This window comes from Halobacillus sp. GSS1, from assembly GCF_017307035.1.
Classification (GTDB): Bacteria; Bacillota; Bacilli; order Bacillales; family Halobacillaceae; genus Halobacillus; species Halobacillus litoralis.
Genome location: NZ_JAFLHE010000004.1, coordinates 76,610 through 101,637, shown reverse-complemented (window position 1 = coordinate 101,637; position 25,028 = coordinate 76,610). Strand labels below are relative to the sequence as shown.

General features: G+C 43.6%; 19 protein-coding genes. 7 read left to right on the top strand and 12 right to left on the bottom strand.

Annotated features, from left to right (window positions below; all coding sequences use genetic code 11):
• Window positions 1-4: 4 nt before the first annotated feature.
• Entirely contained in the window at window positions 5-1,171 is a 1,167-nt protein-coding gene (locus tag J0K78_RS10775) for an iron-containing alcohol dehydrogenase (protein WP_206946876.1), read from the bottom strand.
• Between the two features lie 271 nt (window positions 1,172-1,442).
• On the opposite strand from J0K78_RS10775, the gene J0K78_RS10770 reads away from it, so the two are divergent.
• The 3 genes from J0K78_RS10770 (at window position 1,443) to J0K78_RS10760 (ending at window position 4,349) form a co-directional block, all read left to right on the top strand.
• A complete protein-coding gene (locus J0K78_RS10770; RefSeq protein WP_206946874.1) occupies window positions 1,443-2,858 on the top strand; it encodes a hypothetical protein in 1,416 nt (471 codons plus the stop codon).
• 163 nt (window positions 2,859-3,021) lie between these two features.
• On the top strand, window positions 3,022-3,846 hold the full coding sequence (locus J0K78_RS10765; protein ID WP_206946872.1) for an alpha/beta fold hydrolase: 825 nt from the start codon (window positions 3,022-3,024) through the stop codon (window positions 3,844-3,846).
• 56 nt (window positions 3,847-3,902) lie between these two features.
• A complete protein-coding gene (locus J0K78_RS10760; RefSeq protein WP_206946870.1) occupies window positions 3,903-4,349 on the top strand; it encodes a staygreen family protein in 447 nt (148 codons plus the stop codon).
• Window positions 4,350-4,462: 113 nt separating this feature from the next.
• Here the strand turns inward: J0K78_RS10760 and rlmD are convergent, their stop codons facing one another.
• Together rlmD and J0K78_RS10750 are read right to left on the bottom strand one after the other, a co-directional pair.
• Window positions 4,463-5,923, bottom strand: coding sequence for a 23S rRNA (uracil(1939)-C(5))-methyltransferase RlmD (gene rlmD / locus J0K78_RS10755; RefSeq protein WP_206946869.1), 1,461 nt, complete (start codon window positions 5,921-5,923; stop codon window positions 4,463-4,465).
• Window positions 5,924-6,034: 111 nt separating this feature from the next.
• On the bottom strand, window positions 6,035-7,219 hold the full coding sequence (locus J0K78_RS10750) for an MFS transporter (RefSeq protein ID WP_206946867.1): 1,185 nt from the start codon (window positions 7,217-7,219) through the stop codon (window positions 6,035-6,037).
• A gap of 550 nt (window positions 7,220-7,769) precedes the next feature.
• On the opposite strand from J0K78_RS10750, the gene J0K78_RS10745 reads away from it, so the two are divergent.
• Both J0K78_RS10745 and ppdK read left to right on the top strand, forming a co-directional pair.
• The gene (locus tag J0K78_RS10745; protein WP_206946865.1) at window positions 7,770-8,588 is read left to right on the top strand and encodes a pyruvate, water dikinase regulatory protein; all 819 of its coding nucleotides are present in this window, start codon (window positions 7,770-7,772) and stop codon (window positions 8,586-8,588) included.
• On the top strand, window positions 8,588-11,263 hold the full coding sequence (gene ppdK / locus J0K78_RS10740; protein ID WP_206946862.1) for a pyruvate, phosphate dikinase: 2,676 nt from the start codon (window positions 8,588-8,590) through the stop codon (window positions 11,261-11,263). Before J0K78_RS10745 ends, ppdK begins: the two co-directional genes overlap by 1 nt.
• Before the next feature lie 207 nt (window positions 11,264-11,470).
• On the opposite strand, the gene betA is transcribed toward ppdK, so the two are convergent.
• The 5 genes from betA to J0K78_RS10715 form a co-directional block, all read right to left on the bottom strand.
• The gene (gene betA, locus J0K78_RS10735) at window positions 11,471-13,174 is read right to left on the bottom strand and encodes a choline dehydrogenase (RefSeq protein ID WP_206947244.1); all 1,704 of its coding nucleotides are present in this window, start codon (window positions 13,172-13,174) and stop codon (window positions 11,471-11,473) included.
• A gap of 109 nt (window positions 13,175-13,283) precedes the next feature.
• Window positions 13,284-14,762, bottom strand: a complete 1,479-nt coding sequence (betB, locus tag J0K78_RS10730) for a betaine-aldehyde dehydrogenase (protein ID WP_206946860.1) — start codon at window positions 14,760-14,762, stop codon at window positions 13,284-13,286.
• Window positions 14,763-15,006: 244 nt separating this feature from the next.
• A complete protein-coding gene (locus J0K78_RS20090; protein ID WP_483300000.1) occupies window positions 15,007-17,097 on the bottom strand; it encodes a BMQ_0737 family morphogenetic spore coat protein in 2,091 nt (696 codons plus the stop codon).
• Window positions 17,098-17,349: 252 nt separating this feature from the next.
• The gene (locus J0K78_RS10720) at window positions 17,350-18,060 is read right to left on the bottom strand and encodes a nitroreductase family protein (RefSeq protein ID WP_206946858.1); all 711 of its coding nucleotides are present in this window, start codon (window positions 18,058-18,060) and stop codon (window positions 17,350-17,352) included.
• Between the two features lie 111 nt (window positions 18,061-18,171).
• Window positions 18,172-18,585: an RrF2 family transcriptional regulator gene (locus tag J0K78_RS10715; protein ID WP_206946856.1), complete on the bottom strand. Its 414-nt coding sequence runs from the start codon at window positions 18,583-18,585 to the stop codon at window positions 18,172-18,174.
• Window positions 18,586-18,930: 345 nt separating this feature from the next.
• On the opposite strand from J0K78_RS10715, the gene J0K78_RS10710 reads away from it, so the two are divergent.
• Complete coding sequence (locus tag J0K78_RS10710) at window positions 18,931-20,304, top strand: M28 family peptidase (RefSeq protein ID WP_206946854.1); 1,374 nt, start codon at window positions 18,931-18,933, stop codon at window positions 20,302-20,304.
• 227 nt (window positions 20,305-20,531) lie between these two features.
• On the opposite strand, the gene J0K78_RS10705 is transcribed toward J0K78_RS10710, so the two are convergent.
• Window positions 20,532-20,843, bottom strand: a complete 312-nt coding sequence (locus tag J0K78_RS10705; RefSeq protein WP_206946852.1) for a hypothetical protein — start codon at window positions 20,841-20,843, stop codon at window positions 20,532-20,534.
• A gap of 348 nt (window positions 20,844-21,191) precedes the next feature.
• On the opposite strand from J0K78_RS10705, the gene J0K78_RS10700 reads away from it, so the two are divergent.
• Window positions 21,192-21,758, top strand: coding sequence for a hypothetical protein (locus J0K78_RS10700; protein ID WP_206946850.1), 567 nt, complete (start codon window positions 21,192-21,194; stop codon window positions 21,756-21,758).
• A 64-nt stretch (window positions 21,759-21,822) separates the two neighbouring features.
• Here J0K78_RS10700 and J0K78_RS10695 read toward each other — a convergent pair whose 3' ends face one another.
• From J0K78_RS10695 to J0K78_RS10685, 3 genes are all read right to left on the bottom strand, one after another.
• Window positions 21,823-22,425, bottom strand: coding sequence for a plastocyanin/azurin family copper-binding protein (locus J0K78_RS10695; RefSeq protein WP_206946849.1), 603 nt, complete (start codon window positions 22,423-22,425; stop codon window positions 21,823-21,825).
• 187 nt (window positions 22,426-22,612) lie between these two features.
• Window positions 22,613-23,278, bottom strand: a complete 666-nt coding sequence (locus J0K78_RS10690) for a response regulator (RefSeq protein WP_206946847.1) — start codon at window positions 23,276-23,278, stop codon at window positions 22,613-22,615.
• Window positions 23,278-24,966 carry a PAS domain S-box protein gene (locus tag J0K78_RS10685; RefSeq protein ID WP_206946845.1) on the bottom strand — a complete coding sequence of 563 codons (1,689 nt, stop codon included), beginning with the start codon at window positions 24,964-24,966 and terminating at the stop codon, window positions 23,278-23,280. Before J0K78_RS10685 ends, J0K78_RS10690 begins: the two co-directional genes overlap by 1 nt.
• Window positions 24,967-25,028 lie beyond the last annotated feature (62 nt).

Genomic DNA, 25,028 nt, shown 5'->3' with positions numbered 1-25,028 from the left:
CTATTTAGAAATCAACATCCTGCCCATAATAAGCGGCTACAAAGAGTTTCTTCATTTCTTCTACGGATGTTTCACGCGGGTTCGTTCCTGTACACGGATCTTCTACCGCGTTTTCAGCCATTGTATCGACATGTTCTTGGAATAATTCTTCGGACACACCAAATTCCTGCAGTGTATTCGGTACGTCCATTTCACGATTCAACTCGCGGACCCATTCAATAAGAGCATCGACGAGTTCCTGATCATTCTGCCCTTCCAAACCGATTCTTTTTGCTAGGGCAGCAAAACGATCTTCGACAACACTTCTGTTGAACTGGATGACATAAGGGAGGTAGATCGCATTGGCACAGCCGTGTGGTACTCCGAAGGTCGGACCACTCTTATGCGCCAGGCTGTGTACATTGCCTAATACCGCATTGGAGAAGGCCATACCAGCCATCGCCTGAGCATAATGGACTTTTTCACGACTTTCTTTATCTCCTTTATAGGAGGAAAGAAGGTGTTCTTTCAATATTTCAGCCGCTTCTTTTGCAAGCGCATCTGTAAATGTCGTGCGTGGTTTCGCTACATACGCTTCAATACTGTGGGTGACCGCATCCATACCACTGTATGCTGTCACACGTTTCGGCATGGATTCAACCATGACAGGGTCGATGATGGCGAAATCGGGTGTCAGTTCAAAGCTGGCTAACGGATATTTCACGCCTGTTTCTGAATCAGTGATGACAGACAGGTTGGAGATTTCGGATGCTGTCCCACTTGTCGTAGGAATACCGATGAATCTCGCCTTGGAACGAAGTTCAGGCAGCTCAAACGGTTTGGTCGCATCTTCAAAACTGAGGTTCGGATGTTCATAGAACAACCAGAAGGCTTTAGCTGCATCCATCGGTGAGCCGCCGCCGATTCCAATGATCCAATCAGGTTCAAAACTCATCACCGTATCCAGATGTTCTTGTACAAGCTTCGTGGAAGGCTCTTCTTTTATTCCTTCAATAAGCTTGGTTTCTATATTCGCTTCTGCTAGATTTTTTTCAATCGTTTCCAGGTTCCCGTTTTCTTTGACGGAACCTCCACCAATCACAAGTAAGGCTTTCTTTCCTTCTACAGATTTCAATATATCAAGAGCATTTTCACTAAAATAAATATCGCGTGGAATTGTAAAACGGTTCATGAAATCTCCTCCTACTTTTTGGTTACATTCGGGAATATTGCCGGTTTTCTTTTTCACCAAACCATTCAGTAGGTTTCATCCTTGAATTCAGTCCATTTGTAACCCCTTATTTAGTGAGAAAGCACTAGTGAACTATATGTTTATACTCCAGCGACCATATGCTGAATTCCCATCCGAACCAGGAATCCTCCTGGGCATGATTTAAGCTAATGAATATGGATTATGATAATATATGTAAGTTAACACTTTGATTTAAGAATGGAGCATCCTTATGGTACAAATCGCAAAACGAGGATACACCTTTTTTATAAGCTTATATGTCCTCATGCATTTTGTCGTTTATTTTATAGGTGGAGACATGCTTTCCACCACTCTTTCCTTATTCGGTTTAGCGGCCTTTGTACTGGGTTACTTCTTCCTGCCGGTGAAACAGGCAGCGATTTCCCTTTTGCTGCTCATTATCGCCTTAATTGTTCATATTTCTGCCGGGACCTCTCTTATTGAAGGGACCGTATCCGGGTTTACCGTGATGAGCGGACTGATCGCGCTCTTACTGATCGTTCCTACGATCAGCTGGGTACTGGAGGAAAAGCCTTATATCGAATCGGTCATCAATTTCGCTCAAAACCTCCTGAATACAAGTCGGAAATTCTATTTCGGAATGATGGTGATCACTCAGATCATTTCCTACTTTTTATTATTCGGATCGATTCCGATGGTTTACAGCATGATCAACGACTTTTTGAGCAATCAAAAAGGAGAGGCATGGGAGAATTATAAAGGAACAGCCCTGTTGCGTGCGTTTTCCTTAACGACGATGTGGGTTGTCAGCATTCCAAGCTTTATTTTTGCCGTCGATGCCCTTGGAGCATCCTTAGGCTTATCCATCTTACAGGGTTTCTTCATCTCATTTGCGGGAATCTTGTTGTCTGTCTTATTCTCTTATTATCAAGAACGCCACTATGGCGTGGATCTAACAGCAGGCATCCAGGAACAGCTTAAGAAGATTGCCGACCAAAAGAAACAGGATACGAAAGGGAACCGTGATGCTCTTGAATTCGGCTTTCTTTTTGTGACGTTATTCGGGTCGATCTTTCTGCTTAATGCGCTTTGGGACGTTCAGCTTCTGCTAATTATACCGATTGTAATCGTGGCCTGGGTCATTCTCTACTTCCTCATTCGTAAGAGGAGCAGCGCGATTACAGAGAACGGAAAAACCTATGTAGCTAAAAGCATTCCCAACAAGGCCCAGCAGTTTTCGATTTTATTAGCCGCCGGGTTTCTGATCAACGCGGTGAATCAGTCGGGATATGGTGAGTACATTATCGATGGCCTCTTTTACGTGACGGACGCCGTACCGTTCCTGAACTTCTTATGGGTTCTTCCTTTTGTTGTGATTATCCTTGGATTCATCGGACTCGGTCCGTTGACGGTCATCGTCCTCGTCTCAGGGATTCTGCAGGGCGTCGATCTTCCCTATCCACCAGAAATCGTTGTACTTGGAATTACATCAGGGAGCGTCATTTCCATTATGTTATCTCCGCTGATTTTACCATCAATCATTTTGAGTTCTGTGAACAAGTTGAGCATCATTAAAAACGGATTGATGTTCAACTATAAATACGCCCTGGCCTTTTATGTCATGGTGCAGATCTACCTTCAGCTTTTTGTGCTGTTTTTCTTATAAAAAAATAAACGGAAACTTATGACGGGCCTTTTCCACTGCCCGTCTTTTTTTCATGATCTCTTTGTTTAAATGTGTTTCTTCTAGAAAGAGAAATGACAGACCGCATTGTTGAATAGGATTTAAGAGAATATGCTTAGCATTCTGGAGAAACAGGAGGGACACCATGAATACGAATGAGAGCTACATTGAAGTGGAACCGGGAATTGAATTATTCGTTCAGGAAACCGGTACAGGAGACCCCCTTGTATTCATTCCGGGTTTTACTTTCACCACTGAAGTCTTCTCTGAACAAGTGAAACATTTTTCAAAAACGCACCGAACCATTGTCATTGATCCCAGAAGCCATGGCCGATCCACGATGACCGTCCATGGGAATGATTACGTCACACACGGGACGGATTTACAAAAAGTGCTGAAGGAATTGAAGGTTGAGAATCCAACGCTTGTCGGCTGGTCCTTCGGCTGTTTGACCGTATGGGAGTACTTTCGCCAGTTTGGAACCGATGGGATCAAGTCTGTCATGATGATCGATATGCCGCCGAAATCTTTATCATTGAAAGAAGACGAAGACTGGGTGGAGGGCCCACTGGATGACCTGGCTGCCGCCTATACGAACTTCCTCCGTCATCCAAAAGGACAGCGGGAATTCATCTCGGCCTATGCCACCGGGGTCATGGTCCAACGGGAACTAAAAAAAGAAGAATTGAAATGGATGGTAGAGCAGTCTTTGAAAACCCCCTACTATATCGCGGCCATCTTATTCTCTTCCGGTCTCTTTTCGGATTATCGAAAAGAAGCGGAAGAAAGCAGTGCATCCGTTCCGACGCTTTTCGTTGTCGCCGAACATTGGGGAGAGACAGCGGCCACTTATCTTAACAAGCTGACGCCTTCCGCTTCCGTGAAGACTCTGGGAGGACACCTCATGTTTTGGGAGCATCATGAGAAGTTCAACCAGATGTTCGAAGAATTTTTGAGTGAGTCTCATTAATTCTTCCTGCTTTCTGCCCAGGGTTCCAAACACCACTATTTATTAGGAGGGCCCTTTTGAAAAGGCTTGATCCAGACAAACTTTTCGTTGAGTTTAGACCTGGGGTTACAAAAAACACTCCCCTGTTAGGACGTAAGTATACACTGACCCACTCCGACATAACGGCAGAGCTTTTTCTTACGCTGGGATTGTCGTATGCCTATGACAAAATCACTCAGATGAGAGATGAAGTGCTTGCGGAATGGAGGATAGAAAATGGTCGTCCCTATCTCTATATCTACGTTTATGTGGATGGACAATATGGATCTGACCAATCCGCTGTTCGAAATGCCATCTTCAGAAGTGAACTACCCTTAGCCCTTGAAGCTATCAGGTATGGGGACCGGTATTTTTTTGAAGCCTATCCCGAATTGGATCATGCTCCCATTCTCATTCGTTTTGATTCCACAGATCCCCGATACAATCGCTATGAGTACTGGGGTACCCCGAAGGATTATAAGTAGACTCGACGGGGTGATCCTGCCCAAGTCACAGATATACAGAAAAAGGTTCATCCACTGCTTTGGATGAACCTTTTTCTCGTTAAGTCAGCCAGTATCGTGTATTCAGATCCTGGTTATTTTTTTAGCACTAACTTCGCCACAGATTCCACATGATACGTCTGCGGAAACATATCCACGGGCTGAATGCCTTCCACTTCATAGCCGTTCTTTACTAAATATTTCATATCCCGCGCCTGTGTTTCCGGGTTACAGGACACATAAACCACTCGCTTCGGCTTAAGCTTCACAACGCTTGATAAGAAGGCTTCGTCACTACCGCTTCTCGGCGGGTCCATAATTACGACGTCTGCTTTCTCCCCGCGCGCAGCCATATCGACCATGAATTCACCAGCATCCCCTTGGTAGAAGCGTGCATTGGTCACGCCATTGCGCTTCGAATTTCGGATGGCATCCCGGACCGCATCCTTGTTCACCTCTACTCCAATGACTTTGCCAGCTTTGCGGCTTGCCACAAGACCGATCGTACCAATTCCGCAGTACGCATCAATCACGGTGTCGTTTCCAGTCAGCTCGGCCATTTCAATCGCTTTTCCATAAAGCTTCTCCGTCTGAACAGGATTGATTTGGTAAAAGGACTTTGCTGAAATTTCAAATTCCAGCCCGCACAACGTATCTGTAATCGTTCCCTTGCCGAACAGCACTTTCTCCTGTTCGCCCAAAACAACACTTGTGTCCCGTTTGTTCACATTCAACAGCATGGTCGTGATATCAGGGTGAGCTTTTCTTAAAGCTTTAACGAAGTTGTTTTTCCCCTTGAACTCAGAGGAGGCAGCAACGAGTACCACCATAACCTCTCCGCTGACTTTGCCGACTTTGATCAACACATGCCGTAAGAAGCCACGTCCAATGTCTTCGTTGTACGGCTGCATTTTCGAATTCCTCATGTAATCCTTGATGGTATCTATGATTTCGTCCGCTTTCGGATCATGAATGAGACATCGATCCATTGGAATGATTTCATGCGTGTGCTGCGCATACAGACCGCCAATGACCTGACGCTTGTGATTCAAACCGAATGTATTATGATTCTTGTTGCGGTAATCATAGGGGTGGTCCATCGTGTAAATAGGATCCGGTTTTCCAAACGGTTTCATCAATTGATCAATGGTTTCCTGCTTGAAACGGGCCTGGGCATCGTTACTCATATGCTGAAGCTGACACCCTCCACATTCATAATAATATGGACAAGGTGGATTGACTCGTTCTTCTGCAGAAGTGATCACATTCTTCACCTCTGCGTCCAAAAACTTCCCTTTTTGAACGATGTTCACCTCAGCCTTTTCACCTGGTAACAGCAAAGGGACTTCCAACTGTTTTCCCTTCCACTCGGCAAGCCCCTTCCCTTCATCAGTGAGACCTGTGCACGTAACCTGTGCGGTTATAGGTTTCTGCCCCCGTGCAGGTTTACCCTTAGCCGTTCTATTCAGAGAAGAATTCTGTTTCCCGTTTGGCCTGCCCACCTTTTTCGGTTTCTTATTCAGCTTTTTATTTCCTTGATGCTTTCGTTTACTCATAGGCACTTCCTGTCTTTGCTTATTTGCCCCTCATTATAAACTACCGGGAGCCGGCGGTAAAACAGAGAGAAGAAAAACGAGCCTCACCCTTAGATTGGGAAGGCTCCTAAATTAACTCTTTTTAAGTATTTGAACCATAAGGAATCCTGCTGTCATCGTAAAAAAGATCAGCAATAGACCCGCAAAACCGTTGGTGAAACCTGTGCGCTCAATGGCAAATCCGAACATTGGAAAGCTGACCATAATGATAAAGCTCTCCATTAAACCGATCAATGAAAAGAAGGTGGATCTGACATTGCTTTTTAATAAGTTTTGCACAAATGAACTGAAGATGGGTTCGAATAAACTCAACAGCTGTGCCAGGAATAGGAAGGATAAGAGAATAGCCCAGTCCACAGCGAAGATGAACAGAATGAAAAACAAAAAGAACAGGCCTAAACCGTAATGTAAAAGATTGAAAAACTCAAACCGTTTTTCGACCTTGTAGGCGATTTTCGCCATGACAACACCCAATAGCCCCTCCACTGTAAAGACAGCACCCACAACAACAGAGGAGTAACCTAACTGGATAAAGTATTCCTGTCCATAAAAAACGAGTATCACCATTACCGCACTTGCCAGAATAAACAACACGACAGGCTGATGAAGGACAGAATTCTGCTTCCATACATCGACGCCTAATTTAAATTGATGGACCCACTGGTTATACCATCGTCCCCCGATGTCCTCTGTCTTCTCGCGTTCCGGTTCTTTCAATAAAAACAGAGGAACCAATGCAAGGATGTGGGTGAAGATGGTTGATCCATAGACCCATTCCCAGCTGATCTCTGCCATGAATCCTCCGAGGAACTTAGCAAGGCTCAAGGATAATAGTGCAAGAGCCGTCATGCTTCCGATCACCTTCGTATAATCTTTCTCCCGGTTTTCATTTTTTAACGTATCGTAAGCAAATGCCTGTTCCGCACCAGAATGGAAAGTAACCATGATTCCCATCGATAAAAAGGCGAGTGTGAACATCGAAAAGGTACCACTGATCAACATGAACAGGCCATAAAAAAGACTGAACACATTCCCGATGACTAAGCTCACTTTTCTCCCGTACAAATCAGCAATCATTCCTGTGGGTACCTCAAACAGGACAATCGCCAAGTGAAGAAAAGCTTCCAGCAAACCAATCTGACCGAACGTCATCCCTCTGTCTCCGAGGTAGATGACCCACAAGGCCCGGTCAAAAAACAACTGAGCAAAAAAGATATAGAAATACAGCATATAGATACTGCGTTTTGTTTTAAACATGGTCATTCGTCCTCTCTTCTACATAAAAAAGCCACACGTGATCATTCCCGTGTGGCAGCCTCCGCTATTTAAAGGAAATCATACATACGTTCACTCTATGGAATTCAGCTAAAAAAGGACACACCTGTCCCTCTGACCGCTGATTTTCCAATAATAGACATCATGAAAAGCAGGTGCTTATCCTCACTTTTGATGTCTAAGGTGAATGCATGCATGAATTTCCCTCCTTTATGTACAAGATTGATCCCCATTATATAACGGTTCAGAACTTAAGACAACTTCATCTGGTCCAATAGCAATCCTCTGACGTTTTTCTCTATTTCATCCGAAAGCGAATCGATCTTTTCAAAAACAGTCCATACAATAAACGACCTTTTTGTTGTATCTCTATGAAAACAATGATACTATACTATTCAGTAATAGTATGACACATTAAAACGAATGAGAACAATTAGTGTGACATAATAAAAGGGGCATAAATGCAGGAAGCTGTACATAACATCATCGCTTTCCCGGCCCTCCTCATCACTAAAAGTAAGGGAGATGGATTGTGACTACTAAAGAAATGGTGTATATCGTGTCAGATTCAGTCGGGGAAACGGCTGAATTAATGGTAAAAGCTGTGGCGAGTCAGTTTTTTGGTCAGGATGTTGAAATCCAGCACTTCTCCTATGTAGAAGATGAGCAGGATATTAATAATGTCATCACAGTGGCGAAGTATCGTCCATCCATCATCGCTTACACCATCGTCCTTCCTGATTTGAAGGAATACCTTGACCACAGGGCTGAAGAAGAACAAATCATTGCGGTGGATTTAATGTATCCGTTGATGAATGCGTTCACTGAAAAATTCAATATGCAGCCTAATCGTCAACCGGGACAGATGAGAAAGTTGGATGAGAACTACTTTAAACGAGTGGAAGCAATTGAGTTTGCTGTGAAGTATGATGACGGACAGGAAGTCAGAGGATTGAAACAAGCCGATATTGTTCTTGTCGGCGTGTCACGAACCTCAAAGACTCCTCTTTCTATGTATCTAGCGAATAAGCAATTCAAGGTGGCCAACGTCCCGCTCATCCCGGAGGTCCCGCCTCCAGAAGAACTTTTTAACATCCCTAGAAAAAAGTGCGTGGGATTGATCATCTCACCGGAAAAGTTAAATGACATTCGCAGAGAGCGATTAAAAAGACTCGGGTTAACAAACTCAGCTAGTTATGCCTCATTGAATCGAATTTTTGAAGAATTAACATGTGCGGAAGACATCATGAAAAAGATTGGATGTCCAGTCATTGATGTCTCCAATAAAGCCATCGAAGAGACGGCCGATATCATTCTGGCCATGTTTAATAAAAGGGGGAGCTTTGCCTAATGGAAAACAATGTTGTATTCATGTTTGATCATGCAGAAAGCGGCAAGAAGGAACTTCTAGGTGGAAAAGGCGCAAACTTAGCGGAAATGACCCGTATCGGTTTACCTGTCCCTTATGGTTTTACGATTACGACCGCTGCCTGTAACGCGTACTATGATGCAGGTGAAGTCATTTCGCCGGAAGTCAAAGCCCAGGTATTACAATCCCTTCAAACTCTTGAATCCAAAACAGATAAACGCTTAGGTGACCCAACCAATCCGCTGCTTGTTTCGGTGCGCTCGGGTGCTGTACATTCCATGCCCGGGATGATGGATACTGTTTTGAACCTTGGCATGAATGATGAAACGGTCAAAGGAATGGCAGAACTTACGAATAACCCTCGCTTTGCCTATGACTCCTACCGCCGGTTCATTCAGATGTTCGGGAATGTTGTTCTGGATATAGAAAACTACCTTTTTGAACAACAGTTGGAAGAGATCCGTGAAGAAAAAGGGTACCACTCCGATACAGAATTGACAGCTGAAGATTGGAAACTAGTCATCGAAGCATTCAAAACCATTGTGGTCAAATATACAAAACGAAGCTTTCCTCAGGATCCCAAAGAACAACTTTTCCTTACGATACAGGCTGTGTTTGACTCATGGAATAACCAGAGGGCCATTCTGTACCGCCGCCTGCATCAAATTCCCGGACACCTTGGGACAGCCGTCAATATTCAAAGCATGGTTTTCGGAAATATGGGGGAAGATTCCGGGACGGGCGTCGCCTTTACACGCAATCCTTCTACTGGTGAGTCCAAACTTTATGGGGAATACTTGATCAACGCACAGGGAGAAGACGTTGTGGCAGGGATCCGTACACCTCAGCCGATTGCGACGCTCAAAGATGAGATGCCGGATGTTTTTCAACAATTGGTGGATACTTGTCAGCTGTTAGAAGACCATTACAAAGATATGCAGGACATTGAATTCACCGTAGAACGCGGCAAGCTGTTCATCCTTCAAACACGGACAGGCAAAAGAACCGCACAGGCTGCCATTCGTATCGCAGTTGAAATGGTGAAAGAAAAAATCATGGATCAGCGTGAAGCTCTTTTACGTGTGGACCCAGATCAGCTCAACCAGCTGCTCCACCACCGCATTGATCCTGACTACAAGAGAGAAAAATTAGCGGCTGGCTTACCTGCTTCCCCTGGGGCAGCCACCGGCCAGGTCGTCTTTGATGCAGATGAAGCCGATCAGCTGTCCAAGGATGGAAAAAAGGTGATTCTCGTCCGACCAGAAACGACGCCTGATGATATCCATGGCATCATCGCCTCTCAAGCTACCGTTACGAGCCGGGGCGGGATGACCAGTCATGCCGCCGTAGTCGCAAGAGGTATGGGGAAAGCCTGTATCTGCGGATGTGACGCGTTGAAAATTCATTTGGAATCCAAACAGTTCATTGCAGGGGATACCACTGTGAACCACGGAGATATCATTACGATCGATGGTTCAACCGGAGAAATATTCCTCGGTGAAATTCCGATGATCGAACCGGAACTTTCAGAGGAATTCCAGTTACTTCTACGCTGGGCAGATGAAGAAAGAAAAATGGGTGTACGGGCGAATGCCGACAATTCAACAGATGCTGCGAAAGCTCTGGAGTTTGGAGCCGGTGGCATTGGACTCTGCCGTACAGAGCATATGTTTATGGACAGCTCCCGCATCCCTACCGTTCAAAACATGATCCTATCAGAATCCATCACGGAACGGAAGGAGTATCTCGATCAGCTCCTCCCGATGCAGCAGCAGGATTTTGAACAGATTTTTGAAACGATGCAGGGCCACCCGATTACCATACGATTGCTGGATCCACCACTTCATGAATTTATGCCGGACAAAGAAGAACTGCTTGTTGAGGTGACGAAACTGCAAATCACAAGTCCTGACTCCAACGAGCTGCAGGAAAAGCAAAACCTTTTACGCAAAGTACGATTATTAGAAGAGGCGAATCCTATGTTAGGCCTCCGTGGCTGTCGCTTAGGTATGATCCATCCTGAAATTTACGAAATGCAGATCCTGGCTATTTTCGAAGCGATGTCTACCGTCATGAAAAAAGGAATCGCCGTGAAACCGGAAATCATGATCCCTCTTGTCAGCCACGTAAATGAACTGAAAGAAATGCGTCAATTGGTCGTTCGGATCAGCCAGCATGTTCAGTCGGAAACAGGACAGGAGTTCGAGTACCTTATTGGAACCATGATTGAAACGCCACGCGCAGCACTTACGGCCGACCAAATTGCTGGAGAAGCTGACTTTTTCTCCTTTGGAACCAATGATCTAACTCAAACGACGTTTGGATTCAGTCGAGACGATGCAGAAGGTAAATTCCTCCAATATTATGTAGATAGCGATGTGCTCCAGAGAAACCCATTCGTTTCCTTAGACCAGTACGGCGTCGGGAAACTGGTGGAAACTGGTGTGAACCTCGGCAAAGAAACAAATCCTGCACTGAAAACAGGGATTTGTGGAGAGCACGGTGGAGAAAAAGAGTCCATTCAATTCTGCTACGATTTAGGACTGGAGTATGTAAGCTGTTCTCCTTTCCGAGTTCCATCGGCAAGACTCGCAGCCGCTCAGTCCACCATCCGCAGTGAACGGAACAAGTCCCTGAAAGAACCGCAGTATAATTAATGGTAAGATGAACACCGAATTTCCTTCTATCTTGATAAAAAATCACGCTCCATCCTCTTGGGATGGAGCGTGATTCTTTTCTGCTTATTCCCTTCTATTTCACGATCCTGGATCATCAATCCCCTACTATAACAAAGAGAAGGCCCCCCATCATTCATGTACGCTTCTCAAGCCATACATTGTGATAGAGGCCTTCTCTATAGACTTTTATTTGGTTACAGCTTTTTTAGATTTAGGAACTGTCCCTGCTTCCGCTGGGTGAACGCCATGCTGGTAGTAATCAGCGTCGATTGGATCCAGTGGCTGACGGCCAAGGATCAGGTCTGCTGCTTTCTCTGCCAGCATCAATACAGGAGCATGGATGTTTCCGTTTGTCACGTAAGGCATAGCCGATGCATCGACCACGCGTACGTTATCAAGTCCGTGAACCTTCATGGATTCCGGGTCTACGACAGACATAGGATCCGATTCAGGCCCCATTTTAGCTGTACAGGATGGGTGAAGAGCTGTTTCCGCATCTTCTCTTACCCAATCAAGGATTTCTTCCTCTGTTTGAACCGTAGGACCAGGTGAAATTTCACCGGCATTGTATGGTTTCATAGATGGCTGGGACATAATTTCACGTGTGATATTGATGGCTTCGATCCACTCACGTTTGTCCTGTTCTGTAGAAAGATAGTTGTAAACCATGCTGGGATGCTCTTTCGGATCTTTTGATTTAATCTTCAATGATCCGCGGGCATCGGAATACATTGGTCCGATGTGCACCTGGAACCCGTGATCTGTCGGTGCTTTTTGTCCATCATAACGCACCGCTACCGGAAGGAAGTGGAACATCAAGTTCGGGTAGTCCACCTCATCGTTGGAACGGACGAAACCTCCGCCTTCGAAGTGGTTCGTCGCAGCTGGACCTGTACGTCCAAGCATCCACTGCAGACCGATCCAAGGCATGCGGCGCTTCTGAAGGTTCGGCTGTTCGGAAACAGGAACCGGGCAAGCGTGCTGGACATATACTTCAAGGTGATCCTGAAGGTTTTCTCCGACACCTGGAAGATCAACGACTGGATCAATGCCAAGGGAACGAAGGTGTTTCGCATCGCCTACACCAGATAGTTGAAGAAGCTGTGGCGTGTTGATCGCACCACCAGCAAGGATGACTTCTCCCGCTTCTACTTGATGCATTTTTCCGTTTCGTTTATACGTTAACCCTTTTGCTTTGGTGCCATCGAAGTCAATGCTCGTAACGAAAGCACGAGTCTTAACTGTCAGATTTTCGCGGTCCATAACAGGGTGCAGGTAAGCACGGGATGCGGACAAGCGCTGCCCTTTGTACACATGCTTATCAAACGGTCCGAACCCTTCCTGGCGAAATCCGTTGACGTCAGGGGTACGGTTATAACCAGCTTCTACAGCTGAATCAAAGAAGGCTTGGAAGAGAGGGTTCTTCGCTGGACCGCGCTCCAATTTGATTGGACCATCGTGACCGCGCATATCATCATCCGGTGATGCCAGCGCATTTTCCAAACGCTTGAAATATGGAAGGCAGTGCGCCCAATCCCAATTGGTCATGCCTTCGTCGGCACCCCAGCGTTCATAGTCTTTCGGGTTTCCACGTTGATAGATCATCCCGTTAATGGAACTGGAACCCCCGAGTACTTTGCCTCGTGCATGAGGAATACGGCGTCCATTCATATAAGGTTCAGGATCGGATTCGTACTGCCAGTCATAAAGGTTTTTTCCTGAAGGGAACGGCAGAGCAGCAGGCATTTGGATCAATAGATCCCAAGAATAGTCACTGCGTCCTGCCTCCAGTACAAGTACACTTTTTTTGCCATCTTCACTAAGGCGGTTTCCCATTACAGAACCTGCACTACCGCCTCCAACGATTACGTAATCATATGATTCAATCATAGCCATACACTGTTCCTCCTTGATGTTAAATTCGGTCAGAAGGAGGTCAAAGTACCCCCTTCTCCCTTTATCTGAGTTTGATCATGAATGTTAAAAATAAATGGTCAGCTTAGAACCAGTTGATTTGTTCTGGTTTAAGGTTTTGGAAAATATGCTTCGTTTCTGTATATTCTTCAATTCCTAATTTACCTAGTTCGCGTCCAATTCCGGACTGCTTGTATCCACCCCACGGCGCGTGTGGGAAATAAAGGTTGAATTCATTAATCCATACCGTACCCATGCGCATCTTCGCTGCACAGCGCTCTGCTTTTGCGATATCGTTTGTGAAGACACCGCCGGCAAGTCCATAGATGGAATCATTCGCAAGTTTCACAGCTTCTTCTTCTTTCGTGAACTTCTCAACTGTGATGACTGGACCGAAACCTTCTTCCTGGACGACCGTCATGTCGGTTGTGCAATCGGTGAAAATCGTCGGCAGGAAGAAAAATCCGTTTTGTAATTCAGGGTCTTCCGGACGTTTACCGCCAACGGCTACTGTAGCCCCTTCTTCAATTCCTGCTTCTACATACTTTTCAACTTTCGCAAGGTGGTCTGCGGAAATCAGTGGTCCCATTTGGGTATCTTCGTCAAACCCGCTTCCTAGTTTGAATTTCTTCACTCGCTCGACAAGCGCGTTTACGAACTCATCGTGAATGTTTTCTTCAACAATCAGTCTTGTCCCAGCAGAACAGATCTGACCGGCGTGGAAAAATACGCCGTTCAATGCCTGATCAACAGCAAGGTCAAAATCAGCATCTGCGAAAATGACATTCGGGTTTTTCCCGCCAAGTTCAAGAGCGAGCTTCTTCACATTCGCACTTGCTGCCTGCATGATTTTCTTCCCGGTCACAATACCGCCGGTGAAAGAAATGAGGTCGACGTCTTCATTGCTGGACAACTCTGAACCTACCGTAGCGCCTGCACCAAGGACAAGGTTCGCTACACCCGCAGGTACGCCCGCTTCCTCCATCAATTCAAATACTTTGATGTGCGTAAGCGGCGTGATTTCACTTGGCTTCATAACTAATGTGTTACCAGTTACAAGCGCTGGAGCCAGTTTCCAGGACGCTTGAAGTAGAGGATAATTCCAAGGGGTAATCTGTCCACAAACACCAACCGGTTCGTGAACGACTTTACTGATGGAGTTCGGCACTGGAGAATCGATGATCTCGCCGCCGTTCTTATCCGCAATCTCTGCATAATAACGGAAAACTCCAGCGATATCGTCCATGTCTCCACGGCTCTCTTCTACTGTTTTACCAGTATCCAAGGATTCTAGATTCGCTAGTTCTTCTTTATCTCTCTCAATTAATTCAGCGATTCTACGTACGATTGCCCCACGCTCCGTTGCCGGGGTCGTCGGCCATTCGCCGTGATCGAAAGCTTCTCTTGCGGCAGCGATGGCTGCTTGTGCATCTGTTTCGTCGCCTTCTGGAACGACAGCGATCGTTTCTTGATTGAATGGATTGATAATCGTACGCGTATTCTCTGAATTTGCGTCTACCCATTTCCCATTAATGTATTGTTTCAATTTTATATTTACGTTCATTTGATCAACTCCAATTCTGAAGTGAATTAAGTTTGTTAAGAATTTATTTAACGTTTTTAACACTAACATGTCTATTAGAGGCTGTCAAAGAAATGGGAACAAAAAATATGCTCCCTCCTCCCCACAAGATTACTTATTCAAAGCGGAGATAACCGCTTTCTCATAAATAAAAGAATCCGTCTAAGAAAAAAGTTTCTTAGACGGATTCTTTAAATTTTTTAGATACACTGCCAATCTTGGGTACCTAACAGTCTCTAAGTCTTGTAAGCAGTGCCGGAGTATCTTCACAGTCTCCAATGAAGGTCATTGGGTTTACTTCGGCCATGAATGTTGTCAAGAATGTATCTCCTGCGAAGTTAGTAGCGAATACTGTCCACGTTCCCATATTCATCTCGTCAATGGACAAGGTAATTTCTACTTCAAATACTCCACTAAATACATCCCCCTGTGCTCTCGCTGTACCTCGAACACGCGCAAATGAGTCACCTTCACATTCAATTTCAAATCTTCTTCCTTGGATGAAGTTAATGGTAGTTCCATCTGAACCAAAGGCCACGTTGAAGTTATCAACCGCCGGGTTACACATTGGACTAGCAGTAAAGCACTGGACCGCTGTTACGTTGATCGTCCCTTCCAGCGTATCACTAAAGCCATTCTCCGTAATGTCTACGACTGCAGGTGCTGATCCTCCTTCAACTCCAATACGGAATTTACAAGGACAATCCTCTCCTGGACATTCAACGTTTGATCCAACCATCGTAGTGACTGTTGATCCATCAACCGTTGTGGTGGCTGTAATGACTACTGATGTTGGCGGAGTTCCTTCAGGTATTGTGAGAGTCGTAGCAAATGTTCCGTCAGCTTCTGATGTTGCAGGGTTAGGAACGAAAATACCGATCTCAGGGAAAATGCTGAAGGTGATTTCTGCATCCTCAACAGGCAGAGCATCACAGAAAATGGAGCCCGTAATATCCCCTTCACACGAGATTTCAGCAGGGACATTCAACGTCAGCTCACAATCTTGTTCACAGGATACGTTTGTAATGATGGTATCCGTGAGAATCTGTCCGTCGACGGTTGCTGTAGCTGTGATCTCAACGTCAGTCGGAGGTGTTCCATCAGGTACGCTGACACCTGTGAAGAAGTTACCTGCAGCTCCTGTAGTCGCAGGGTTCGGGTTAAAATCTACAATAGCAGGGTTTGCAGTAAAGGTAACTTCAACCCCCTCAATCGTCCCATTTCCACAGCTGATATTACCATGGACCATTCCACTACAGTCAATGGATTCCGGTCCAAATAATGCAAGAGTACATTCTTCTTCTGGGCAAGAAACAGCGGTTGGCTGCGTGTCTGAAACGACTTGATCGTTTACATTTGTAGTCGCTGTAATCGTTATATTCGTAAGCTCTGTTCCTTCTGGTACAGTGACTGTTGCGACAAATGTTCCATCGGGACCTGTAATGACTGGATCCGGCGTAATAGTTACAATATCCGGGGAAGCCGTAAAGAAAACTGTTGCTCCTGAAACAGGCTCACAATCACACACCACCATGCCTGATATTTCACGCTCACAAACGATCAAAGCAGGTACAAACAATTCGATGCGGCATATTTCACATACAAAAGGGGCATCTTCAGCATTTTTCCTAATTTCCAGATTCGTCTGTGTGACGATCCAGTCATAAACCTTTTGAGTATTTATACACAGGTTTTCCACCTGGGAAACCTCTATGTTCTGAGCCGAATTCTTTTCATTAATAATAACGGTTGGAGTATCTTCTTCAGACATCTGACTTCCAAATCCTAAATCACACTGCGGTGGTAAGGATACGTTTCGCGGGCAGGAATCCAGTTCAATTAAACCCCTTGGCTCACAAAACTCGCCTGTCAATTCAACAGTTACATCAGTAACTACTTGGATATCCTGGCAAATATTCAAGAAGATTTCTAAAGATTCGTAAAAACCCTCCTGACAATTTACACAGGCATAGCATTGGAAGTTACTAACTTCACAAACAATTTCCGTCCCCTCAGGAGCACAAAGCAACAAGCTTTCTATCCTGCAGAAGGAAATGGCCTCTGATACACAAGTGTCCGTCCCGTCCGTCACCTCTACAACGATATAACCTGATTTACGGATCATGACTTTTTGCAACGTGACCTCTTGCCCACTCGGCAAAGTTACAAGAACATTCTCTCTCCCATTTGGTCTTGTGATTTCTTCGCAAATGAGTGAGCTAGGGGTGAGGGGATCCAGAGGGTTACCATTTTCGTCTGTTAAAAAACAGGTGGTAATCCCTCCCCTGGCCAATAACTCGCATAGTTCAGGATTCATAAATTCACGCCTTTCTTTAAGCATTTATGATAGCGTATGTGTGCCCATAGGCAATTGAATAGTAAAAAAACCTAACAATATGTACATTGTATTCGGGAACTCCTCAGGAGGTTAACAACACTTTCACCAGATCTTTTGGAGTCATGCGCATTAGACAGCCATAATCTTCACACAAAAAAGAGATAGCTGCCTTAATAAGGCAGCTATCTCTTTCGTTTAGTAACTTTTACTCAAACTATAAGGATCACCGTTTCATTCAAAACGGTTCCAATTAACAACACTTTCTAAAGGAAGACGTGTTTTTTGGAAACCAGCTTTAACTCCTTTCCCCAGAGAAATCAACATCACAGACGTATATTCCTCAGGTACATGGAAAGCTTTCAAGAACTGCTCTTCATCGTATCCACCCATTGGTACGGTATCGTATCCTTTCGCTTTTGCAGCGAGCATGAACTGCATCGCAACGATTCCACCGTCAATGTGAGCAATTTTCGCCAGACGCTCTTCAGGGAAGTTTCCATAGTTGTCAAAGATGCTGTTGACGTACATGTCTTTCACATCTTCAGGCATATTGCCTTTTTCAGCGATTTGAGAATAAATTTCGTCCGCTTTCTTATAGGCTTTTTTATCACCAAGAACAGCAATTACAGCCGAAGCATCCACGATTTGCTGCTGATTATTCGCAATGGGAAGCAGTCTCTCCTTCTCTTCCTGCTCGTCTATGACAAGGAAACGCCACGATTGCAGGTTGGATGAAGACGGTGCCAGCGTCGCGGTCTCCAACAGCTCTTCAATTTCTTTACGCTCAATCTTAAAATCCGGGTCATACTGACGTACAGAACGGCGTTCTTTCGCTATGGTCAGAAAATCGGTATCTTCAAGGACTTTCGGAGCTTCCTTCGTCGTATCGATTTCTTTCACTTTATTGAGATATTCTTCTTTGTTCATCGTTTTATTGGACATGGATCCGCACTCCTTTAACTGTATCTTTAACAGTTACAGTATAGATTGTTAACTGTTGTTTTGTCAAATACAGTTACTTATAAAAAGAAAACGAAACCTTATCGTTTCGTTTTACTGTTCAATAAGATCAGATAGAGATTTCGTTTGTAACCCTTCCAAAATCCAAGTCTCCATTTCCTTTTGCAGATCACATAGAGACTGTTGGGAAGTACCTGAAAAACAGTGTTTCCCTTCCGTCTCAAAGTAGTCTTTCACCACGGTTTCAGCACGAATGGCTTCATACACTTCAGAAAGCTTAATGTCTTCAGGCTTTTTACTAAGGGTGTATCCCCCATCACGGCCTTCTTTCGCACTTATGACCCCCGCCTTGACCAAGTGAGTCAAAATCTTACGAAGATAAACAGATTGAGACTCTAGCTTTTCTGCAAGCTTTCCACTCGGACAACGGCTTTCGTTTTCAGCTAAGACAATCAATGCTTTCAGTGCCATACTGAACCAACGCGCATGATTCATTTTATCTGACATCGTTTCACCTCTTCTATCCAAAGTATATTTTGATGCATGTGAAATCAAAAGTCAAAACAATGGAATAATCACACTTCTGTTTTCTTCATGTCGTCAAAAAGTGCGGAATTTGCAAAAATGAATCTTAAGTAACAGCATCTATGAAAACTTATCAAAATTCATCATGGATCTACCTATGACGAACTATAGATTCGACATCCTCCCTCAATATTCTCCTTTTTCTCATAGGTAAGAAGGACATGGAAAGCCACTATCTCCTCGTTTTATACCAAAAACCAAATAATTACAATTCTGATAAACTACCAATAGTACGGTTCTATTACGATTTAAGAGGAGGAAATCGATTTGTCTAAGAAAGCCATCCCTTTCATGTTAGCCGCTGGATTAGTTTTAGGCTCTGCACCTGCTGTAACTTTTGCTGACCCACCCGCTCCAAATGAACAAGCTGATCACGCCTTTGATAATAAGGTGATTAAAAAAATCAGTGCCGAGCGTCTTTTCGACCGGATAGACCTGCTCTCTAAACAGCCGAGGGAAGCTGGAACACAAGGCGAGTATGAGGCTGTTCAGTACATTAAAAGTGAATTTGAAAGCTACGGTTATGAAACAGAATTACAGCCTTTCACCATCCAAGCGTGGGACGGAGGAACTTCCTCCATTTCCATCAATAGCTCAGACTTTGCTGGTGATGTTCATACTTTTAATGGGTCTGTAAACGGTACAGTCGAAGCCTCCCTGGAGTATGTAGGCCTGGCTTACGCTGAGGATGTGCCGGATACCGTTTCCGGCAAAATCGCGTTGATTGAAAGAGGCGAAATCAGTTTTTACGAAAAAGTAAAAAACGTGATCGATAAAGGTGCTGTAGGTGTGATTATGTTTAACCGTGAAGGAGCAGAAGGCAACGATTTCGGTTCTACATATGAAGGGCAGAACATTCCCGCTGTTGCGATCGACCGGGAAGCTGGATTGTCCCTCGTAAATCAACTTCAGTCAGAAGAAGTCACGGCAGAAGTATCCGTACAAAATGCAGGCCCCATCGATCAAACATCTTATAACGTGATTGCCACCATGAAACCGCATAAAAATAAAGATACCGGACAAATCGTCACGGTTGGTGCCCACCATGACTCTGTGGCTGGCGGACCTGGAGCCAACGATGATGCTTCTGGGGTGTCCGGGGTGCTGGAATTAGCTAAGATTATGGCGAAAACTCCTACGGACACCGAGTTGCGCTTTATGACCTTTGGAGCGGAAGAAAAAGGTTTGCTCGGTTCTTATCACTACGTCAGTACACTTAGCGATAATGAAATCAGCCGAATCTCCGCCCATTTTCAAATGGACATGATCGGAAGCCGCGACTCTGGGGATCTAATTATGTTCACACCGGATGGAGAGAAAAATCTAGTCACAGATTTAGGAGCGTCTGCAGGGGCAAGAGTGGCAGAAGTAGTCGAATACGGACAGCTTGGCCGGAGCGACCATGTACCGTTTTATATGGAGGGAATTCCTGCTGCACTGTTCATCCATGCGCCTCTTGAGCCATGGTACCACTCCCCTGAAGATACGTTAGATAAAATCAGTAAAGAGAAATTGAAAGAGACGACAGAAATCGTAGGAGCAGCCGTCTATCAAATTGCAAGACCAGATACACCTGCCCTTGAAAATGCACGCGTTGCGCCTGGTCCTGTTCATTATGAGTTTGATGATCGTCCTCTATAATTTTTAAGTTTTATATAAAGAAGCCAGTCTATCATAGACTGGCTTCTTTATATATTTAATGGATTACGTGAAGAGTTAAAGGCAAGACCTCCAGAATAGAATCATAGCCCCGAGTATTCTTACTAGACACCTTTAATATATGAACCTTTAGGCAGAATGAATTAGTCATGAGGAATAGTTGGAAAAAGAAGCTGCCCCAGATTCAATTACAGGTCAGCTTTTTTTCCTCAATGGTTATGCTCCATTTCTTTAAAATTATTGCTAGGTTCAGCTCCATTCGTACCATGCATATTCGTGTACATCTCTCTTATTTCCTGAATCGTCATTTCTGGATGAATTTGTTCCATTAGATTTTTTGCTTGGCCAAAATTGATGACCGCATTTGATTCTGACATCATTTGATGCATTCTTTCCATTTCCATCATATGATTGTTTTTTTCTTGGGGCATTTCCACCTGGCTGCTTTTAGCGCTAACTCCCGTCACACCGCCGGCAGCAATTATTCCGAATGATAATGCGCCAATAATCCATTTTTTCATCCTTATCAGCTCCTTTTTGTTAATAACCTTAGTATCAATTTAAATTGTCGAGAATTTATGGAGAATCCGTTAAGATTTGGTGACAATATTGGCTTGTACATTTTTGTTTTTTGGTTGGACACCGATCATCCAGTCCGGAAGTGAATGATTATTGCAATTCGAATGATGGACCAAATAAGGAACTACAAGTAACAGGGAGAATCTCACAATCTCAATTAGAAGGAATGCATATACTTACTTTTCTAACAAATGAAAACCTCACAATAAAAGTAATTCAGGCAAAAATAATTCTCATCCACTCATCATAGAGTTAAGTAGGAACAGATTATGTTTTTGAGGAGAATAAGAATGAGTGACTTTCAAATCTTTATTACGTTGGCTTTACTAATGATCGTTATTTTCTCATTTTTATTAGCGAGAAAATTTCACACTACCCTTCACCATAGCCACTGTATGGTCATTTCAATGATGACAGGGACAAGTATTGGGCTTGTCATTGGATTAATGATGGGTTCGATTTTTCCGGGCAATTTGTTCCTTGCTACGGTTTCAGGTATGTCAACCGGAGCATTAATCGCCGGGGTTTGTAACTGGAAGTTAGGAATGGTTTCCTGTATAGAGGGGATATCAGCTGGATTAATGGGTGGAATGATGGGAGCTATGCTGGGAGAGATGATTTCTATTGCCGAATCCATCATTTTATTAGAGCTATTCATTACGTTGGCTGTATGTTCTCTGGTTTTATACCCAACGTTCGCATCCACATCTTCTCCGGAACCGTTCATTCCATCAAAAAAGTGGTTCCTCAAACCTTTGCTTGTATTCTTTCTAGTCGTTGGTTTCTTATTAGCAGGAAGTTGGTATGTCGGTGAACCTGTGAATCAGCAAAAACCACACATTCACCATTCGTCATAAAAATGGAAGATACTTTTTTATTAAAAAACACCCAAGTGGGAAAACCACTTGGGTCTTGGTTCATCTATTCAACGATAAATTTCCCTACCATACCTGCTTCTTTATGACCGGGGACACTACAGAAAAATTCGAATTCCCCTTTTTCTTGAGGTATAAATTTAATCCTTACGGTTTGCCCCGACTTTGCATTCATATGAATCGTTTTAGGATCTTCTCCGTGTCCACCATCATGATCTCCACTTGCATGTACTTTTTTAACGCCGAACATTTGATCAAGAAAGGATAATGATTCAGGATGCTCTGCCATTTCACTCATAAAAGTAATTTCAACGTCCATCTCTTGTTGAGTTAAATCATGGAAGATATCCCCGTCATTGTTTAGGACAAGTTCATATTCCTCACCCTTCTTCAGCTTAATTTCTTTAGGATCATATCCCATTTCAAAAGCGGAAACATTTATAACGTGATCGTTTTCACCGGAGCTTTCATTAGTCTCTTTTCCCTTCTTTTCTTCCGTGTTGCTTCCCTGCCCCTCACTCTCGTCTGCCTGCACTTCCTCTGCAGATGATTTACCTTTAGATGCATCTCCTGATGTTGAACATCCCGCTAGTGAACCACCAATAATAAGTAGAGCTCCTATCAAAAAGAATACCTTACGAGCAATCATTCGACTTCCTCCCTGTTTCCATGTATGACTTGTCTATCTATAATGATAGCCAAAACATTTGATTCCTTATAGTAGAAATCAGTGTACTTTACACCAAGGAGGGTAGTATTACAAATGGTACTATCAGTACCCGGAAACGGTCTTTAACCCTATATTTATTGATATAATTCCCAACAATGCCCCCCTATTATTGCAGGTACTCATCTACGATCCCCTTTTTCACAGCGAAGTCAGCCGCTTGGTGCCGATTTTTGACATGAAGCTTTTGAAGGATATTCCCTAAATGTTTTTTGACTGTGTGCTGACTAATAAATAACTGCTCCCCGATTTCTTCATTAGCCAGACCTTTCACGACAAGGTCCAGGACTTCCATTTCTCTGTCACTCAGGTTATATTGAGAACTTTTCTGACTTTGGAGTTGCTCAGCCATAGACTTAAATTCGTTTAGGAGTTTATTTGCTAATCCAGGTGAAAAAGAGGCTTCTCCTTTTAGAACTCCATGGATATGAGCGAATAATTCATTTAAGTTCATATTCTTCAACAAGTAACCATTGGCTCCGTATTTTATGGATGTATATAAATCTTTCTCTTCATCTGAGACCGTTAACATGATTATTTTGACTTCTTTATTATGCTCACGTATTTCTTTCACCGCTTCCAAACCACTGCATACAGGCATTTGGATATCCATTAACACCACATCAGGTTTCATACTTTCTGTATGCGCCACAGCTTCAGATCCATTGACCGCCTCCCCAATGACTTTCATGCCTTCTTGTAAATTTAGTAACTCGACGATGCCCTTTCTTAAAATCTCATGGTCATCACACACTAAAATTTTTATATTTTTCATCATGCTCTCCTTTCCAAGGGAATCGTCAAAGTAATCTTTGTCCCTTTTCCCCTTATGGTATCTATGCGTAAGTCACCTTCAAATAACTCTGCCCTTTCCTTCATGATTTCCAATCCATAATGTCCTTGGCTGGGCTCAGCCCCTTCGTATTTAAATCCATTTCCATTATCTTTTATCGTTATTTCGAGTCCCCCACTCATTAGCTGGGACGCTTCAAGAGTCACCTCTGTAGCATTGGCATGTTTCGTCACATTTGAGAGTGCTTCCTGAATAATACGAATGACGTGCACTTTTCCATGTTGTGATAATTGAAGATGATGATCGCTTAAAGAATGACTCACTATTAATTTCACTCTTATCCCCGTCTGTCTTTCGAAAATATCAGCATAATTAGCAAGTGATTCATCAAATGGCTGGTTCATTCGAAATGGAGTGCGCAGGTTAAATAGATGATGCCTGATTTCATGGTAAGCTTCATTGGTAATCTTCTCTAAATCATCCGCTAGCGTTTGCAATTTCATAGAATCAATATTCTTTCCTTTATGAGAATGAATCAGACTCTTCAGCACTTGTAATTTCATAGAGATCGATCCGATATCTTGTGCTAAACCATCATGCATTTCACGAGCTAACCGCTCCCTTTCTTCTAAAATCGTGACCCCCTTAAGCTTTTGGTATAATTGACTATTTTCAATTGTAATGGAGAAGATTTGTTTAATACTTTTTACTACCTCTTGCTGGTTCATAGAGGATCTAACCTTATCCGCTCCTCCAGCCACAATGAATCCTAAATTTTCGTCATTACTTTGAAAAGGAATGATTAACTGATCTTCTTTAAATTCGAAATCCTCCCACTGTTTCTTCTCAAAGAACTTCCCCTCGGGAAGATTAAAGCTCTGAGTCGAAGCCGCTAATGAATAGCCATCCTCATCAGGAGGCCTGATTAATATGGCTACTTCAGCTACCTTTAATAGTTTTTGAATTTTATATGAAACAGTTCTGAGTATGGCTTGAGCATCATAATTACTAAGCTCTCGAATAGTCGCCATCTTACGTGATATCTGGTATAAGATTTCTGTCTCATAATGTTTCTGAGTGGCTTCTGCGTAAAGATCTTTGATTACATTCTCCATCTGCTTTCTTTCGGATAGGTCCCTTGCAATAACAGCCATTTTATCTTGATGACCTGGTAAATCTTTCAAATACGAAAGCGTTAAACTCACCGGAACTTCCTTTCCATCCTTCCTCTTTACATAGCTCTCCCAGATACGGGGGGCTTCACTCTCTCTTCTTTTGTGATACTGATCGAAAGAGAGAGACGTATGAAAGAGCATTTCAAACGATCGTGCGTCTTCCAACCCCCATCCACTTAGCCTCTTTGCTCCTTGATTCATATCAAGAATTTTGCCGTTTGAATGAAAGACAAATATCCCATCTACACTGTTATCGAACATGGCCTTTGCTTCAATTTCTTTTTGGTAGGTTTGTAGTTCCAGTTTTTCTAATGCATGAAAAATCCGATGTGAGATGATGATGGAAACCACGATAAAAAGAAGTGAAGAAAAGAGAATATCTATATCTTTTTGTAAATAATCGATGAGTATATAATGTCTGACCAGCTCATAGCTGACAATAAAAAAACTAGTGACGATGATTGCTAAAAATTTATATCTTGTATATTTTTTCAATACTTGTCACTCCACTCATGGTATGAATGATAAGAGAAATGAGGCATTCTCAAGATCTCTTG